The 15,910-nt window shown below is 66.5% G+C and carries 14 protein-coding genes and 1 tRNA gene; 4 read left to right on the top strand and 11 right to left on the bottom strand.

Going from position 1 to position 15,910, the window contains the following annotated elements; genetic code table 11:
- Positions 1–16: 16 nt before the first annotated feature.
- Positions 17–1,363: an ROK family transcriptional regulator gene (locus CXY73_RS12890; RefSeq protein ID WP_104177934.1), complete on the bottom strand. Its 1,347-nt coding sequence runs from the start codon at positions 1,361–1,363 to the stop codon at positions 17–19.
- Between the two features lie 153 nt (positions 1,364–1,516).
- Between CXY73_RS12890 and CXY73_RS12885 the strand changes: the two genes are divergently transcribed.
- The 3 genes from CXY73_RS12885 (at position 1,517) to CXY73_RS12875 (ending at position 4,816) form a co-directional block, all read left to right on the top strand.
- Entirely contained in the window at positions 1,517–2,560 is a 1,044-nt protein-coding gene (locus CXY73_RS12885; protein WP_104177933.1) for an ROK family protein, read from the top strand.
- Positions 2,557–3,342 carry a DeoR/GlpR family DNA-binding transcription regulator gene (locus tag CXY73_RS12880; RefSeq protein ID WP_104138208.1) on the top strand — a complete coding sequence of 262 codons (786 nt, stop codon included), beginning with the start codon at positions 2,557–2,559 and terminating at the stop codon, positions 3,340–3,342. Before CXY73_RS12885 ends, CXY73_RS12880 begins: the two co-directional genes overlap by 4 nt.
- A 94-nt stretch (positions 3,343–3,436) precedes the next feature.
- Complete coding sequence (locus tag CXY73_RS12875; RefSeq protein WP_104177932.1) at positions 3,437–4,816, top strand: N-acetylglucosamine-6-phosphate deacetylase; 1,380 nt, start codon at positions 3,437–3,439, stop codon at positions 4,814–4,816.
- A gap of 99 nt (positions 4,817–4,915) precedes the next feature.
- Here CXY73_RS12875 and CXY73_RS12870 read toward each other — a convergent pair whose 3' ends face one another.
- The 8 genes from CXY73_RS12870 to CXY73_RS12835 form a co-directional block, all read right to left on the bottom strand.
- Positions 4,916–5,701, bottom strand: a complete 786-nt coding sequence (locus tag CXY73_RS12870; protein ID WP_104177931.1) for a glucosamine-6-phosphate deaminase — start codon at positions 5,699–5,701, stop codon at positions 4,916–4,918.
- 56 nt (positions 5,702–5,757) lie between these two features.
- Positions 5,758–6,882, bottom strand: coding sequence for a YeiH family protein (locus CXY73_RS22850; RefSeq protein ID WP_233198321.1), 1,125 nt, complete (start codon positions 6,880–6,882; stop codon positions 5,758–5,760).
- A 97-nt stretch (positions 6,883–6,979) separates the two neighbouring features.
- Entirely contained in the window at positions 6,980–8,386 is a 1,407-nt protein-coding gene (locus CXY73_RS12860) for a DMT family transporter (RefSeq protein WP_146071752.1), read from the bottom strand.
- 73 nt (positions 8,387–8,459) lie between these two features.
- A complete protein-coding gene (locus CXY73_RS12855) occupies positions 8,460–9,770 on the bottom strand; it encodes a UDP-glucose/GDP-mannose dehydrogenase family protein (protein ID WP_104177929.1) in 1,311 nt (436 codons plus the stop codon).
- A 228-nt stretch (positions 9,771–9,998) separates the two neighbouring features.
- Entirely contained in the window at positions 9,999–10,886 is an 888-nt protein-coding gene (locus CXY73_RS12850) for an aminotransferase class IV (protein ID WP_104177928.1), read from the bottom strand.
- A gap of 148 nt (positions 10,887–11,034) precedes the next feature.
- The gene (locus tag CXY73_RS12845; RefSeq protein WP_104177927.1) at positions 11,035–11,919 is read right to left on the bottom strand and encodes an anti-sigma factor domain-containing protein; all 885 of its coding nucleotides are present in this window, start codon (positions 11,917–11,919) and stop codon (positions 11,035–11,037) included.
- Positions 11,916–12,500 carry a sigma-70 family RNA polymerase sigma factor gene (locus CXY73_RS12840; protein WP_233198320.1) on the bottom strand — a complete coding sequence of 195 codons (585 nt, stop codon included), beginning with the start codon at positions 12,498–12,500 and terminating at the stop codon, positions 11,916–11,918. Before CXY73_RS12840 ends, CXY73_RS12845 begins: the two co-directional genes overlap by 4 nt.
- Positions 12,501–12,977: 477 nt before the next feature.
- Positions 12,978–13,607: a DNA-directed RNA polymerase subunit beta gene (locus tag CXY73_RS12835; protein ID WP_104138231.1), complete on the bottom strand. Its 630-nt coding sequence runs from the start codon at positions 13,605–13,607 to the stop codon at positions 12,978–12,980.
- A 104-nt stretch (positions 13,608–13,711) separates the two neighbouring features.
- On the opposite strand from CXY73_RS12835, the gene CXY73_RS12830 reads away from it, so the two are divergent.
- A tRNA-Lys gene (locus tag CXY73_RS12830) sits at positions 13,712–13,784 on the top strand.
- A 224-nt stretch (positions 13,785–14,008) separates the two neighbouring features.
- On the opposite strand, the gene CXY73_RS12825 is transcribed toward CXY73_RS12830, so the two are convergent.
- Together CXY73_RS12825 and CXY73_RS12820 are read right to left on the bottom strand one after the other, a co-directional pair.
- The gene (locus CXY73_RS12825) at positions 14,009–14,527 is read right to left on the bottom strand and encodes a pyridoxal 5'-phosphate synthase (RefSeq protein ID WP_104138233.1); all 519 of its coding nucleotides are present in this window, start codon (positions 14,525–14,527) and stop codon (positions 14,009–14,011) included.
- Positions 14,528–14,588: 61 nt separating this feature from the next.
- Positions 14,589–15,869 (bottom strand): GAF domain-containing protein, encoded by a 1,281-nt coding sequence (locus tag CXY73_RS12820; RefSeq protein WP_104177925.1) that lies wholly within the window; start codon positions 15,867–15,869, stop codon positions 14,589–14,591.
- Between the last annotated feature and the right edge of the window lie 41 nt (positions 15,870–15,910).

The raw sequence follows: 15,910 nt of genomic DNA, 5'->3' as shown, positions 1-15,910 counted from the left end.
TGTGTGTGATGGATGGTCAGGAAAGTGAGTGGGTGGCGGTGGCGTTTGCACTGGCCGCGTAGGTTGCCAGGCGGGCACCGAAGGTGACGGACTCGGCTGCGGCCGGCCCAGTCACGCCCGGCTCAGTCGTGGCGGCACTGGTGCCGAAGTCCGCGGCGTCAGGATTCGCGACTCCGGACGCGGCGGCATCAGCTTGAATGGAGCCAATGGCGGGCAAACTGAACCGCGGCACGGTGATGTCGGTGGAGCCGTAGAGGCGTTCCGAGAGGACTTCGAGGGACCGCACCAGGCCACCGAGGGCGACGCCGTTGCGGCCGAGGGCCGACGAGACGAGCGGCGGCTGCGTGCTGCGGGTAACCAGGCGGGCAAGTTCGGCCTGCAGCACACCGAGCAGCACTGGCCCGACGGAGAGCCCGCCGCCGATCACGATGACGTCGGGGTCGACGGTCAGCCCGACGACGGCGATGCCGCGGATAATGCGGTGCGCGAACCGGGAGACCAGCTGCAGGGCGTCCGCGTCACCAGCCTGTGCTGCGGCAAAGACCTCTTCCGGGTCACGTCCGAGAAACGCGCCGAGCACGCTCGTCTCGTGCACGTCTTGGTAGCCCCAGCCGGTGGATTCGAGGTCGCCGACCTCGCCGGCGGCAAAGTTTCGGCCGCGGTGCAGCGCTCCGCCGAGGATGATGGCGGCGCTCACGCGGTGCCCGACCATGATGAACACGACGTCGTCGGCGTTCTGCGCCGCACCGGCGTGCAGCTCGCCGAGAGCGGCCATGTTGACGTCATTTTCGACGATGACGGGGCAGGCCAACTGCCGGCTGAGGCTCGCGGACAGGCCGAGTCCGTTCCATTCGGGCAGCACGTTGCTCTGCAGGACTCGGCCGGAGGCATCTACTATGCCCGAAATGCAGACCGTGACAGCGGCGAGCCGGGTCGCGTCAAGTCTGGCGAGCGCCCGTTTGAGGGTCGCGGCGGCGAGGCTGATGAGTTCGGATCCGGTGATGTCGGTGTCGATGTCATGGAGCGCGGTACCGACGATGGTGCCGGCGAGGTCGCTGATCAGCACTGTGACGCGGTGCAGCCCAAGATCTATGCCGGCGACGTAACCGGCGGAGGCGTTGAATGCGACCCGGCGGGCCGGGCGGCCTTTGGTAGCGGTGGCCGCCTGCTGCTCGTGCGTGACCAGGCCGTGGGTTTCGAAGTCGGCGACGATCGATTCGACGGTGGGTCGGGAGAGGCCGGTAATGCGGGCCAGTTCACTGACCGTGAGCACGCCGTGGTCGCGCAGAGCGCCGATACAGGCGGCGGAATTGCGGCGGCGAAAAGCGAGCATTTCACGTTCGTGGTGTCCGGACAGTGCCATGGCGATATCTCTCTCACGTCGTGGTGAGCATTATGCAAGTCGTTTGCATAATTGCCGTGAGTTCAGAGTAGGCGCGTTGACGCGGTGTTGTCAACGACTACAGTGATTGAGAAGCCTCGTTTTCGATCAGTATCAATCAATTTCGGACCCCTTATGACCCCTCTACTTGGGCCCGGCGCCCCCGTGCTCGCGTTCGACATCGGCGGCACCGACATTAAGGGCGCCCTGGTCGACGCAGATGGCAACCTGATCGGGGTGCGCCGGGCCCCGACCGCGGTATCGCCCGACGGCACAGCGGATGCCGTACTCGACCAGGTGCAACAGCTCGCCGACGCCCTGATCAGTAATTTTCCGCGCGTCGCCCCGCAGGCGGTCGGCCTGATCGCCCCCGGAATCATCGACGACTCCGTCGGAATCGTGCACCGCGCCGTCAATCTGAACTGGACCGAAATTCCGTTTCAGACACTGGCCGGTGCGCGGCTGGGGCTGCCAGCCTCCTTCTCACACGACGCGCGGGCGGCCGGCGCGGCCGAGTTCGCGCTCGGAGCCGCGCACGGATTCTCCGATGTAATCGTTATCGTGATCGGCACCGGGCTCTCCTGCTCGCTGTTTCTCGGCGGCCGTCCACACAGCGCCGGTGGGTTCGCCGGCGAGCTCGGACACTCGATCGTCGAGCCGCACGGCCTGCCGTGCGCGTGCGGCGCGAACGGATGCCTCGAAACACTCGCCTCCGCCGGCGCCATTTCGCGCCGCTACGGATTGTTGACCGGCACGCCCCCGGCGGGCGCGCGATTCGTGCTTGCCCGTGTGGCGGTCGGCGACCCGGCTGCCGAGCGGGTCTGGACCGAGGCGCTCGATGCCTTGGCGGTGACCATCGCCCAACTCGCCGCAGTGCTCGCGCCGGAGGCGATTGTGATCGGCGGCGGGCTCGCTCAGGCCGGGCCTGCCCTGTTCGAACCGCTTCGGGAACGGGTGAACGCGCTGCTGAGCTTTCACCGGCATCCGCTTATCGTGCCGGCGTTGCTTGGCGAAAACGCCGGGTTACTCGGGGCGGCGCTGCGGGCGCGCGGGGCATTGGAGGTCGAGGCGTCTGCAGCGGCCTACTCCCCGACCATAGCGACCGCGCAGTCCGCGCAATTTGCTGGCGCCCGAGCGTCTCTTGATGATCCGACCCTTCACGAAAGCGAGCGACCATGAACCGCGCCGAACGGCTCGCCGCCGTGCTCGACCTGCTCGCCGATTCGGGGCAGGTTGAGGTCGATGACATCATCACCAAGCTCGGAGTGTCTGCCGCGACCGCGCGCCGGGACCTCGATACCCTCGCCGAGCAGCAGCTGCTCACCCGCACGCGCGGCGGTGCGATCGGGCAATCCGTCGCCTACGACCTGCCGGCACGCTACAAGCAGGAACGGCATGCGCCCGAGAAACTGCAGATCGCCCAGGCGGCGAGCGCACTCGTGACCCGCGGCGATATCGTCGGGCTCTGCGGCGGCACGACCAGTACCGCAATTGCCGGTGTGCTGAGTTCCCGCGCGGATATTGCGCAGGCCAGCCCGCACGCCAACCTCACGGTCGTGACGAACGCGATCAATATTGCCGCGCAACTCGCGATGCGGCCGCAGATCAAGACCGTGGTGACCGGCGGAGTCGTACACGCGCGCTCCTACGAGCTGGTCGGCGCCTACGCCGAATCGGTGCTCACCCAGGTGCGCCTCGATCTGGCGTTCATCGGGGTGAACGGCATCGACCCGGTACTCGGGGCCACGGTGAACGACGAGCGCGAAGCCGCCGTCAACACCCTCATGGCCGGGCGGGCCACCCGAGCGGTGCTCGTGGCGGATTCGAGCAAGATCGGACGTGTAGCCTTCGCCGCCCTCAACGCCCTCGACCAGTTCAGCGCGCTCATCACCGACGCCGGCATATCGGCCGAGCAGCTGGCCGCTTTCGCCGAGGCCGGGCTCGAGGTGATTGTCGCGTGAGCGTGGTGTGCGCGGCGCGGCGCGGCGGGTCTCTGCTCAACGGCCTGGACGCGGCCCGGTTTGCTCACGGCGATTTCACCGGACGGGAGGCGTCATGAACGTGACCCGGGTAATCCACTCGGCGCGGCTCGTGTCCGGAGGTACCCTGACACTCGATGCGTGGGTCGCGTTCGCCAGCGACACCGTGTCAGCGGTCGGCACGGGCGATTGCTGGCGTGGTCTCGTCGGTTCGACCTCGAAGTCAGCCTCCGCGGCCGATTTCGCGACCGTTTCGGTGTCGACGCGGGGCGGGGGGACGCCCGCTGCGGCATCCGCTGCCGAGATCGTCGATGCCCGCGGGCGCTGGCTGACGCCGGGCTTCATCGATATTCACTGCCACGGAGCGGGCGGGGCCGCCTTCGACGACGGCTTGTCGGGCATTCGCACCGCTCTCGCCGTGCATCGGGCGCACGGCACGACCCGGTCGGTGCTCTCGTTGGTGACCGCTCAGCTATTCGACCTCGAATCCCGGCTCGGCATCATCGCCGCCGCCGCCGAAGCGGACCCGCTCGTTCTCGGCGCGCACCTTGAGGGCCCGTTCCTCGACGCTGCTTTTCGCGGCGCGCACGATCCGGCGCTGCTACGGGCAGCGGATGCCGCAGCCACCGATCGCCTGCTCCTCGCCTCCCACGGGTACCTGCGTCAGATCACGCTCGCCCCCGAGCTGCCCGGCGCCGGGGCCGCCATTACTCGCTTCGTCGACGCCGGGGTCGCTGTCGCGATCGGACACAGCGCCGCAGACTACTCCCAGGCCTGCGCCGCATTCAATGCGGGTGCGTCCGTGCTCACGCACGCATTCAACGCCATGCACGGCATTCATCACCGGGCGCCGGGCCCGGTGGTGGCAGCGATGCGGTCGGGCGGGGTCACGCTCGAGATCATCAACGATGGGGTGCACGTGCATCCGGAGGTGGTGCGCCTCGCCTTCGCCGGGGCTCCCGGGCGCATCGCCCTGGTGACCGACGCGATGGCCGCGACCGGGTTTGGCGACGGCGAGTATCGGTTGGGGTCGCTCGCGGTGGTCGTGGTCGACGGAGTCGCCCGGCTCGCCGTCGACGCCCGCAGCGTTGACCGCACTGTCGACCGCACTGTAGACCGCATGGTCGATCGCACTATCGGCGTCGTAGATCGCGTGGGCGGCGCGGTCATCGGGTCTGCCCGCGACGAGGCGGCAGCCGTTTGCGGAGCGATAGCGGGGTCGACGCTGACCCTCGATGCGGCACTGCGGCGGGCAGTCTTCGAGGTAGGAATACCGATCGCGGAGGCCGTGACCGCGCTGACCGAGACGCCGGCCCGCGCTATTGGCCGCGCGCACGATCTCGGGCTGCTCGCTCCCGGATTCGCCGCCGACGCCGTGCTCCTGAGTGACGACTTCGCGGTCGAGGAGGTCTTCGCTGCGGGGCAACGGCTCTCGTTCGACATTCCGCCTAGATAACACCGGCAGATTTCGAGAACCGCCGCAATCTCGACTCGATTTACCCGGAGTGTTCCAATTCTGCCCGTGTTGGGTACCGACAGGCACCGTCGGCACGGCTCAGATGCCCTGCCAGGCTGGCTTGTTGGCCCAGATGTAGCGGTAGTAGTCGAGACCGGCGAGCTGGGCGGCGGCTTCTTCGTCGAGGACGACCGTGACGTGCGCGTGCAACTGAATGGCCGACCCGGGCTGGCTTGCGGTTACCGGGCCCTCGACCGCGGCCGCGATCGCGGTGGCCTTCTCAACGCCGAACGCGAGCAGCACGAGATGGCGGGCGCGCCGGATTGTGCCGAGCCCCTGCGTGATGCAGTGCCTGGGTACGTCCTCGGGCAAAGCGAAGAAGCGCGCGTTATCTGCGCGGGACTTCGGGGCAAGAGTCTTGACCCGGGTGCATGAGGCGAAGGAGGAGCCGGGTTCGTTGAATCCGAGGTGGCCGGTGCGGCCGATGCCGAGAATCTGCAGGTCGATTCCGCCGGCGGCCTCGATCGCACGCTCGTATTTTGCGCCGGCGTGCTCGAGCGTCGCAACGTCACCGTTCGGAACCTGAATCTGGTTCGGCGTCAAGCCGAGCGGCCCGATGACGTCACGGGTAATCACCGTGCGATAGCTTTCGGGGTGCTCCGCAGGCAGCCCTACATATTCGTCGAGCGCGAATCCACGCACCCGCGACACGTCGAGCGGGTTAGCCCGGAACGATGCCGCGAGGGCCGCATAGACCGGCAAGGGCGTAGACCCGGTCGCGAGCCCCAGCACGGTATCGGCCTTCGACTCGATCAGCCGGCGAATTTCTGTGGCTACCAGCTCCCCCGCGGCCTGCTTGCTCTCGACAACGACGATCTCAGCCATGCGCGCTCCTAAGTGATTACTTCTGACTCTAGAGTAGCAAATTCGATCATCAATGGTCAGAAAAGCTGCACGGCACCGAAGGCCAGTGCGGCGATCAGAGACCAGGAGAGCAGCCCGACGGCCAGTGCCCGGCCACCCGTGCGCAGCAACGTGCCGAGATTGACGGCCGCCCCGAGGGCAAAAAGCGCCATGGCCAGCAGTGCGGTTTGCAGCAGGTCAGTGGTCTCGAGGACCTCAACGGGCAGCGGAATCAGCGTACGCACCAGCATCGCGACGATGAACCCCGCGACGAACAGCGGAACGATCGGTGGCCTCGTCGACGAAGAGATTCGGGCGACGGGGCCAGACCCGGCTGGGTCGCCGGCGCCGGGCTCTGCGGCAGGTGAGTCAGAGGAAGCGCGGTCAGCGAAACCTGGGCCAGACACGCCAACGTCGCCGCCCGCGGGGTCGACCGGAGTGGCGGCATCCGCTTCGATCACGCCGAGACGACGGCGCTCGACTATAGACGCGACGGCCACGATCGGGGCGAGCATGAGCACGCGGGTGAGTTTGACGACGAGGGCGACGGCCAGAGCGGCCGAGCCGGCGATTTGTGCGGTCGCGACGACCTGGCCGACGTCGTGCACGCCGGCGCCGACCCAGTGTCCGAATTGCAGGGCGCTGAGCCCAAGCGGATGCCACAACAGCGGCAACACGGCGATCGCAAGGGTTCCGCACAGGGTCACCAGGGCAATCGGGGTGGCGGTCTCCTCGTCTTTCGCCTTGACGACGCCGCTCATGGCCCCGATTGCCGAGGCGCCGCAGATGCTGAATCCGGTGGCGATGAGCAGGGGCTGATGACCGGGCAGGCCGAACCAGCGGCCGAGTCCGAGAGTACCGGCGAAGGCCATGAGCACAATCGCGACCGTGGTCGCGATTGTCACCCAGCCGAGCGCGGCGATGTCGACGAGGCTGAGTTTGAGGCCGAGGAGCACGATTCCGAGCTGCATGAACGATTTGGTAGCGACCGCGAGGCCGGGTGCGAGCGCTCCGACGAGCAGGGGACGCGCAGCGGGGATCTGGCCGACGACGATCCCCAACACGACGGCGATAGTGAGCAGCGGAATGGCGGGCAGAGCGGTGTGCACGCCCCAAGCTGCAAGGGCTGCGAGGGCCGCCACGAACACTCCCCGAAGCCACATTGACACCAGTTTACGCTGGCGCACCAAGCGTCTCCTGCATGACCCGGTGCAGTTTGCAGGCTGGGCCCACTTTCACAAGGTGGGCCTGCGCGGCGGCTCAGGCCGAAAGGTGTCGCAAGACAGGGGCCAGACGGGCGGCGAAGATATTCGCCTGTTCGACGCTGGCCTCGGTATAGGCGCCGGACGCGTCGAGAAAGTTCATACAGCCGAGAAATCCGGCGTCGTCGACGATGACGGCATTGACGGTGGCGGCCCGGTTGGGCGCGGTCAGCACTCCCTCGTGGTCAAGGTCGCCAGCCTCGTCATCCGAAAGAAGCGACTTCTGCCCGATGACGCACTGCTCGACCCAGTTCGCGTCCAGGTCTGATGAGACCCCACCGAGCTGGTAGACGTGCGGCCGGCTGGAGTACACCCGCACGAGATCGTCGAATTCTTCTCGCCAGAGTGACACGGTGACCAACTGGGCGCCGACGGCATCCGCTGCCTCGATCGCAATGTCATGCAACTGCAACGTCACGTCATCGGACAGATTAAGGGCGGCCACGTCTTCGTGCTCGCGCGGTAGACCGATGATCGGCACCGCCCCGGTGAGCACACCGACGATCGGAATCGCTCCGGTGAGCAGCCCGAGCCCCGCCTGCTTGCGCCGCGACGTCGCCCGCGAGAGCATGACGACCCCAACGAGGGCCGCGCCGCCGCCGACCAGCGCGGTGATCGTTGGCACTTCGCTGAGCAGCAGCCAGCCGAGCAGCAGCGAAAATATCGGCACGATGAGCAGCAGCGAACCGCCCTCAGCCACGCTCGTGCGGGAGAGGGTCAGATTCCACAAGTAGTAGGCCAGCACGGTGTTCACCACGACGAGCACGAGAAGCGCCACCCAAACGGATGCCGTCAGCCGGCTCGGATCGACGTCGAACCGGGCCGTCGGCAGTGCGGTGAAACCCCCGATGGCACAGCCCCAAAAGGCCATTTCAATCGGAGGCACCCGCGCAAACAGCGGCTGTTGCACGATCAGAAAGACGGACAGGAGCAGGGCTGCACCCACGATGAGGAGGGCATTGCCGTTGAATCCGGTCTCGCTCCCGCCGCCGAGGGTGATGACGATGACGCCGCCGACGGCGATGACCATGCCGAGGTAGCCAAGCCAGGTGGTGCGCTCCACGAGCACGAAGTATCCGAGGATGAACGCGAACACCGGCGAGATGTTGAGCAGCAGGCTCGTGGTTCCCGCTGGGACCGTGGCCTGACCGAGGTTGACCAGCATGCCGTAGCCGGCGTAGCCGCAGAGGGAGACGGCGAGCATGCGCGGAATATCGTGCCGCCGCAGGGTGAGGCGCTGCCGAGTGATGAGCAGATGGACGCCGATAATGGCAGCGCCAGCGAGAAAACGGACGGCGGTGAGATCTTGCGGGGAGAGCGCCGTGAGCGCTTCCCTGGTAGCCACATAGGTCGGCGCTGTCGCAGCTACCATGAGCACATCGGGCCTGGCCAGCCACCGTCGCACGAGACCCGATTTCCCTTTAAGTATGTCTCGAGACTAGCGCAACCAGAAGCTGCGGGCGGGGAAAGAGCTGGCGCTACGGCCGCCCGAGCCCGTGATAGGTCCACCCGGCGGCACGCCAAACGGCGGGGTCGAGCGCGTTGCGGCCGTCGATCACGGTCTTCGTTTTCACGAGTGAACCCGCCCAGACCGGGTCGAGGTGCCGAAACTCGGGCCACTCGGTGACGAGCACGACAGCATCCGCTCCCCGCAGGGTGTTCTCGAGGGACTCCTCATACTGCAGCTGCGGATGCCGTGCCCGCGAGTTCGCGATGGCCTCCGGGTCGGTCGCCACTACTTCGGCTCCCAGACCGCGCAGCTGCACGGCCACGTCGAGTGCCGGCGAGTCGCGCACGTCGTCGGAGTGCGGCTTGAAGCTCAGTCCGAGCACCGCGACCTTGGCGTTGTAGACCGTGTTGCCGAGGGCCTCGGTGGTCAAGTCGACGACCCGCTGGCGACGACGCAGGTTAATTTTGTCGATCTCCTTGAGAAAAGCCACGGACTCGCCACGACCCAGTTCTTCGGCGCGAGCGGTGAAGGCGCGAATGTCCTTGGGCAGGCAACCGCCGCCGAATCCAACGCCGGCGCCGAGAAAACGGCGGCCGATGCGGCCGTCGTAGCCGATGGCATCCGCTAGCTGGGTGACATCGGCACCGGTGACCTCGGCGATCTCAGCCATGGCGTTGATGAAGCTGATCTTGGTCGCCAGAAACGCGTTCGCGGCGACCTTGACGAGCTCGGCCGTGGCGTAGTCGGTGATGACCAGGGGGGTGTCCGCGGCGAGCGCCGTGGCGTAGATCTCGTTGAGCAGCTTGACCGCGTGCGCGCCGGGCGCGCCCGGCGCGACACCGTAGACCAGACGGTCGGGGCTGATGGTGTCCTGCACGGCGAATCCCTCGCGCAGAAACTCCGGATTCCAGGCCAGCGACGCGCCACTACCGGCTCCGATGAGCTCGGCCAGGCGGGCGGCGGTCCCCACCGGAACGGTGCTTTTGCCCACGACGAGGTCGCCGTCGGCCAGATGAGGGATGAGGGACTCGATCGACGCATCGACATAACGCAGGTCGGCGCTGTAGCTGCCGGGCTTCTGCGGCGTGCCGACGGCGATGAAGTGCACCTGCGAGCCGGCGGCATCCGCTATATCGGTACTGAATCGCAGTCGGCCGCTGTTCACGGCCTTGCGCAGAACCTCGGGAAGTCCGGGTTCAAAGAACGGGGGTTTGCCGATGGCAAGTTGAGCGATCTTGGCGGCGTCGACGTCGATCCCGACGACATCGTGCCCCAGCTCGGCCATAGCTGACGCGTGTACGGCGCCCAGGTAGCCACATCCAATGACAGAAATTCTCATATATCCCTCTCGGTCCCCCCAGAGCCTAGTGGCAGCGACACATTGCCCCAATTCGCGGTTTCTTTCAGAGCGGATACCCGCGCCGCACGGCCCGCGCATCGGTCTACGGGTTCCCAAGACCGGGTTATGCCCGTCGATACTGGTCTCCGCTAGTTCGATCTGCCTGCCTGCCTGCGAGCCGCGACTGTCCGCAGGCGCGTGAAGTAGCCGCGCCTGCGCCGGCGCGCCCTACGCCGTCCGCGCCAACAAGTACGCGTTCAGGGCCTCGGTCACCGGCTGGTCTGCCGGGAACGGCTCGCTGTCCAGGGCGATCACGGACACGGCGAGGCGCACGCTGGAGACGAGCCAGGCGGCATCCGCTTGGCGAAGTTCGTCGAGCGTGACGTCGCGGTATTCGACGGAAGCCCCCTGCCCGCGCAGATAGTCGAACATGCTCTGCTGCGTGGTTCCGTGCAGAATCGCGCCGCTCGGGGCGGGCGTGACGTACGATCCGTTGCTGCGCAGCACGACGCTCGAGGTCGGACCTTCCATGACGTAACCATCGGTGGTGACGAAGATGGTGTCGTCGGCGCCGCGGCGGTGGGCCTCACGAATAGCGGCCATGTTCACCGCATAGCTAAGGGTTTTGGCGCCCATCAGCAGCCAGGGTGCCTTTTCGGCGACACCACGCGGGTAGCCGCGGTCGAGGGTCACGACGCGCACGCCGGTCGCGCGCACGCCGCTGAAATCCGCCGCGGCGACCGCGTGCAGCCAAGCGGTCGGCGCCGGGCCGTGCTCGACACCGCGGCTGAGCACGAACTTGAGCGCGATCTCGCCCCGCTGCGGGATGCGCAGGGCGGCGTAGGCGATCGCGGCGCGCCACTGCTCGGCGTTTGGAACCGGGAGATCGCAGATGCGCGCGGAGTTGCGCAGCCGACTGATGTGCGGCTCAACCTCCTGCGGATGCCCATCGACGACGGCGAGGGTCTCGAAGATTCCATCGCCACGCTGCGTGCTCAGCTCGCCGACCCGCAACGCCGGGGCGCTGGATTCCATCTCGTGGAACGTGTCGTCGAAGTTCTGCTGCAATGAATCGGCGGGGACGGGATCGATCAGCAACGTGAAGGGCAGTCTCATGCCCCGAGCCTACTTCGCGCTCACCAGGGCGCGTGCGGCGCATCTGCGGCCGCCGCCGCTATGAGGGGTCGCAAATCGCCCTGTGGAAGTCAGAATCAGGACGACTTGCGATCCCGCACCGGCTGGCGGCCGACGTCGAGATCGAACGCTAACTCTGAAACGCGACGATCGGGGTGCTCGAGGGCTGGTCGGACCCACCGTTGGGTTCAACGGTGATGCCGACCTGGTCGCCGGCGTGCATGGTGCCGTCGAGCACGCGCCAGGCGGGGCCATCGCCGGTCGAGTCGAAGGTTCCAGCCGAGGCTGGGCCGTCACCGTTGATGTACCAGAGCTGATAGTCCTGATCGCTCGGCAGCACGGGCAGGTCGGCCACAAGCACGGCGGAGATTCCGAGCTTGTTCGACCAGACCAGCGTCGCTTCCTGCCCCTCGGCCGTTGTCGTCGCGGCACGCTGAGAGTCATCCGCCGCGTTGATCTGGGCGAGCCCGGCGGCCTGCTGCGACTCAAATTCGTCGTTGTTGAGTGTCTGGCCGAACAAGGATCCGCCGACGAACAGGGCTGCCGCCGCCGCAGCGGCCAGCAGGTAGTACAGCGCTGGCCGCTTGAACCAGCGCGCCTTGGCACGCTCGGTCGCCGACGAACGGTGTGGGCTCGACGCATCACCAGAACGGATGCCGGTGACCGGCCCGGACGGCGCCGTTCCCGACGTAACCGGGGAAACGACGGGAGTCGTCTCGGAGACGGCGGTGGCGGCATCCGTTGTGGCGGGGCCAACAGCGCGCGGCAGTGGCGCAAGTTGCGGGGTCGACGCGAGCATCGACATGAGGTTGGCCTTGAGCGCAGCGGAGGGCTGGACCGGGGCCACGGCGAGGCCGAGGGCCACCGCTGTGTCGTTCAACTCGGCCGTTTCGATGCGCGCCCGTTCTGATTCGGCGAGGTGCGATTCGAACGCGGCCGTGTCGTCGGCGTCGAGGGCGTGCAGGGCGTAGGCGCCGGCCAGGTCGGCCGGGTGCTGCTCGTTGCGGCCGGTCATGATGCCACGCCCAATTCGTCGCGCAGGCGGATCAGTCCGTCACGGAGTCGTGTTTTCACGGTACCCAATGGAATGTGGAGTATGTCGGCGACCTCACTGTGACTAAACCCGCCGTAATACGCGAGACTCACAGCCTGGCGCTGCAGCTGAGTCAATCGAGTCATCGCCTTCTCCACCCTTTCATGTTCGATTCGTACTTCAACGGTTTCGGCCACGTGATCGTAGGCAACGGCCAGGTCACGGATTCCGATTTTGGTATCGCGGTCACGGCCAGCCTGCGACGACCGAATTCGATCGACCGCTCGCCGGTGTGCCATGGTGAGGATCCAGGTACTCGCCCCGCCACGCGTGGATTCGTACCGCGATGCCGACTGCCAGATCTCCAGAAAAATCTCCTGGGTCACTTCCTCCGACTGCGCGTGATCGATGAGCAGGCGCTTGACCAGCCCAAGCACCCGCGGGGCGATCTGGTCATACAGCTCTCCGAAGGCCGATTGGTCGCCGAGCGCTACTCGAGCGAGCAGCTCCTCCTTGGTGGCAGGGGCTGCCGATGCAAGATCTCCGACGGAATCAGCAGTCATGAGATCTAGCATGTCAGGTCTCGTCCCGTTCCATGACTAGGGTTCGGTGCGAAGTCGCTAACAGATTGGTATTTGCGGGAATTAAGCTTCGAAACGGATGCCGGATGCCGGTCTCATCACGCCCGCCGCGTCAACGCAAAAGGCCGGGCCGCAGAGCACCTCTCGGCGCGAGGCCGCTCGAAGCGGCGAATAATGGAACCCGGGATTACTGCGGCCCGACCAGACTCCAGTGTATTCGAGCGAAGCGGCCGTCGTTGAATGTTCGCCGTCGGCGCACAGGGGATTTCGGGTTGCGTGGGCCGGTAGGTCAATCGTCGAGCAATCATCGGGCAATCGTCGGGCAATCGTGATCAGCGAGCCGGCGTGTTGGAGACCGAAAGCCGGAGCGACTGCGCGTGAACCCACCGGGCTCACCCTGCGGAAGCAGACCCACGATAGGTCATGGGCCCACTTTCCGGGCCTGGAAAAAAGGGCGGGCTACTCCAGGGAGTCGCGGCGCCAGAGGCGCGCGCAGGCCGCGAACTCGGCGGCGGTCGTGGAGAACCGTAGAGCCCGAGTCGTTAATTCCGAGGAGCGGTGCGGCTCGGTCAGGTCGTGGTCGTCGGCGATGCTCGTCGCCCCTAGTGCGGTGACTCGGCAGTACGCCGCTCCGCGATCAAGCGCGACGGCGAAGTCTCCGGTGAACAGGCCGCGCAGAATCTCGTCGGCGAGCACGATGATCTCGGCCGGACCGGTCGGCACCGCGGCACCCGCGACGAGCGGATCGATCGTGGCGGCAGCATCCGTTCCCCGCTGGTACAGGTACGCGCAGCCCTCGGGATCCTGCCGAATCAGCATACGAACGAGATAGATGCGCCAGAGTGCGCCGGGCAGGCTACGCGGCGTGGCCCGCGACCACAGTTCGGCGACCGCGTCGATGCCGTTTTCGTCGGTGTAGGCGACGAGGCGTTCGACCGTCTCGGGGTCGGGGTTGCTGCGCACCCGGTTGAGCAGGGCCTGCGCGGTTTCGTGTGCGATGCGGCTGATGTTCGCCGGGTCTTCGCCGCCCTGGAACGCCTCGAACTTGTTTCCGGAGAACAAGGTGGGCTTGTGGAAGTTGTCGGCCACGGCGGATTCTCCTCGGTTCTTTCGGCATTTAGACGGCTGGTTTTTGCTGCCCTCAACGCTACCCAGAAAAGCTGAGCGCGAATCCACGGTAGATTAGAACCCACGGGCCTCTAGCTCAGTTGGTAGAGCAAAGGACTTTTAATCCTTGGGTCGTCGGTTCGAGCCCGACGGGGCCCACAATAATCGCGCAGGTGGCGCGGCAGATGCGCACTGAATCCTGTGGATTCGGTGCGCATTTTGCGTTTCAGCGAGCATTATCACCACTCAAGGCGCATGATTTTGGCAAGTTCCGGTGGCGCGCGCTGGGTGCGCAGCGTTTTGCTGACATCGGCGAGAAGCTTGCCGCAATTTGCAGGAGTTATGACCAACCGACGAGGTCAGCGGCTGCCGACGGGTGACTTTCAGAGGTCGTAGCGGTGGCGAATATGGTGACGATCGGGGCTGGCCTGCCAGAATTCGACCTCGGTGGGGTGTAGGGCGTAGAGCTGCCAGTCGGGATTGGCTCGACCATCGGCTCCTGGCCGCTCCTCCCAATCCAAAGCGGATGCCTCAGCCGTCAGCAGTGAAACCGAGCCGACAACGCGCACCTGCCGGCCGAGAGCATGCCAATAGAAGTTCATCGCCGCCTGGGGGTTGGCAGCGAGCTCGCGTCCCTTGCGGGAACCGCGTGTGCTCGCGAATTGCCAAGCCCCGCCGGCAACGTTCTTCAGGATGAGCATGCGCGACGATACCCGACCATCGGTGGTCGTCGTCGCGAGGCTGAAGGCATGGGGCTGTGGTACACCGGCGGCGAGCGCGTGATCAAGCCACTGCAGAAACAGGTCGACCGGGTCGGCCGGTGCGTCGGACGGATCAAAAACGGGCAGTAGGTCGGGAAAGTCTGGCAGGGCGCGCAGTCTGCGCCGCAAGGAGTCGCTCACGCCGCGAGCTTACAGTGCGCGGCCCGGATATCGTCGACGCTCTCGAACGGATCGACCGCCGTCACCGGCTGCCACGGTCACCGCCCATTTCACCGCCCAATTGACCGCACGATAGCCTCGGCTGCGCCGACGGCACGCGCAGTTCACACTGCACGAGCAGCGCAAGCTCGCGCAACAGCACCTGGTCGACCTCCGCCAGCGCCCGCGGTCGAGAGTCGAACACGCAGAGCGCACCGATGCGCTCCCCCGATGGCGATTCGATGGGAAACCCGGCATAAAAGCGGATGCGCGGCTCATCCACCACGACCGAGCTGCCACTGAATCTCTCATCGGTTCGCGCGTCCTCGACAACGAGAGCACCGGTCCCCTCAATGGTGCGTGCACAGAAGGAATCGGCGCGCGGAATCTCCGTGGCGGCGAGCCCGACCCGGGCCTTGTGCCACTGACGATCGTGATCGATGACGCTGATGACTGCAGATTCGGTGTCGAAGAGCCGCTGAGCCAGGGCAACCAGTTGGTCGAACCGAGCCTCCGGTGGGGTATCGAGAATGGCCAGGCCATCGACGGCCGCCTGCCGGGCGCGTTCCTGGCTGGCTGCATCCGTTTGACGCGGATCGATGTGCGGCACGATGCCGACGCGCGCGGAGTCGAGGCTGTCGGCCAGGGCGCCGGCCAGGAGCACGGCCCAACCGCGGTAGTCGGCTGGGGTGCGGTGCCGGTCGGTTTCAGCTGTCGCCGACGGCGAGAATGGTATGAACGTCGTGCGCGGCGCCCCGGCAGCTAATCGTGCCGTGACCGCGTTGAGGTCGGTGGCTGACCAATCAGCGATGCGTACGAGCGGACGTTGGAAGATGTCGATGCTGTGGATGGGCGGAATCCCGAGCAGAAATATCTGGGTTCTGCGTGACGTCTCGCGTTCCAGCTCCTGGAGCAGGGTGGTCAACCGGTCGCGCCACTCGGTGACGCCGGTCAGGTCGAGCGCTTCGTTGAGGCCGAGAACGACAAGGACCGCGTCGAAGCGGCCGAGCCGGCTGTCAGCAAGCGCCGTCAGCGCATTCTCGGCGGTCATGGTGCGGCTGGCCAGGAGGTCGATGTCGACGCCGCGTCCGGTGCGTATCGAGATTTCGCGGGCGAGCGAGCCGGGCAGGGCAAGCTGGTGGCTGAGCACGCCCCAGCCGACCGCGGGACCGCAGCCGAGGATCAAAACGCGGTCGCTGTCGATACCAGGGGCGTGGGCCTGCGGCACGTCGCGCGGGCGAGGCAGGTGGCGGTCCGCCCGTTCGGCAGATGCCGTCCAAACGCGCATCAACGGACGAAGGGCCCACCGGACGAGGTCGTGCATTCGCGCCTTTCGGGACAGGAGAAGACCCCATTCTGTCCCGA

Origin of the sequence: Cryobacterium sp. Y50 (assembly GCF_002929805.1) — a bacterium.
Lineage (GTDB): Bacteria > Actinomycetota > Actinomycetes > Actinomycetales > Microbacteriaceae > Cryobacterium.
Note: the sequence above shows the minus strand (reverse complement) of the source record. Positions and strands in the feature narration are given on the sequence as shown.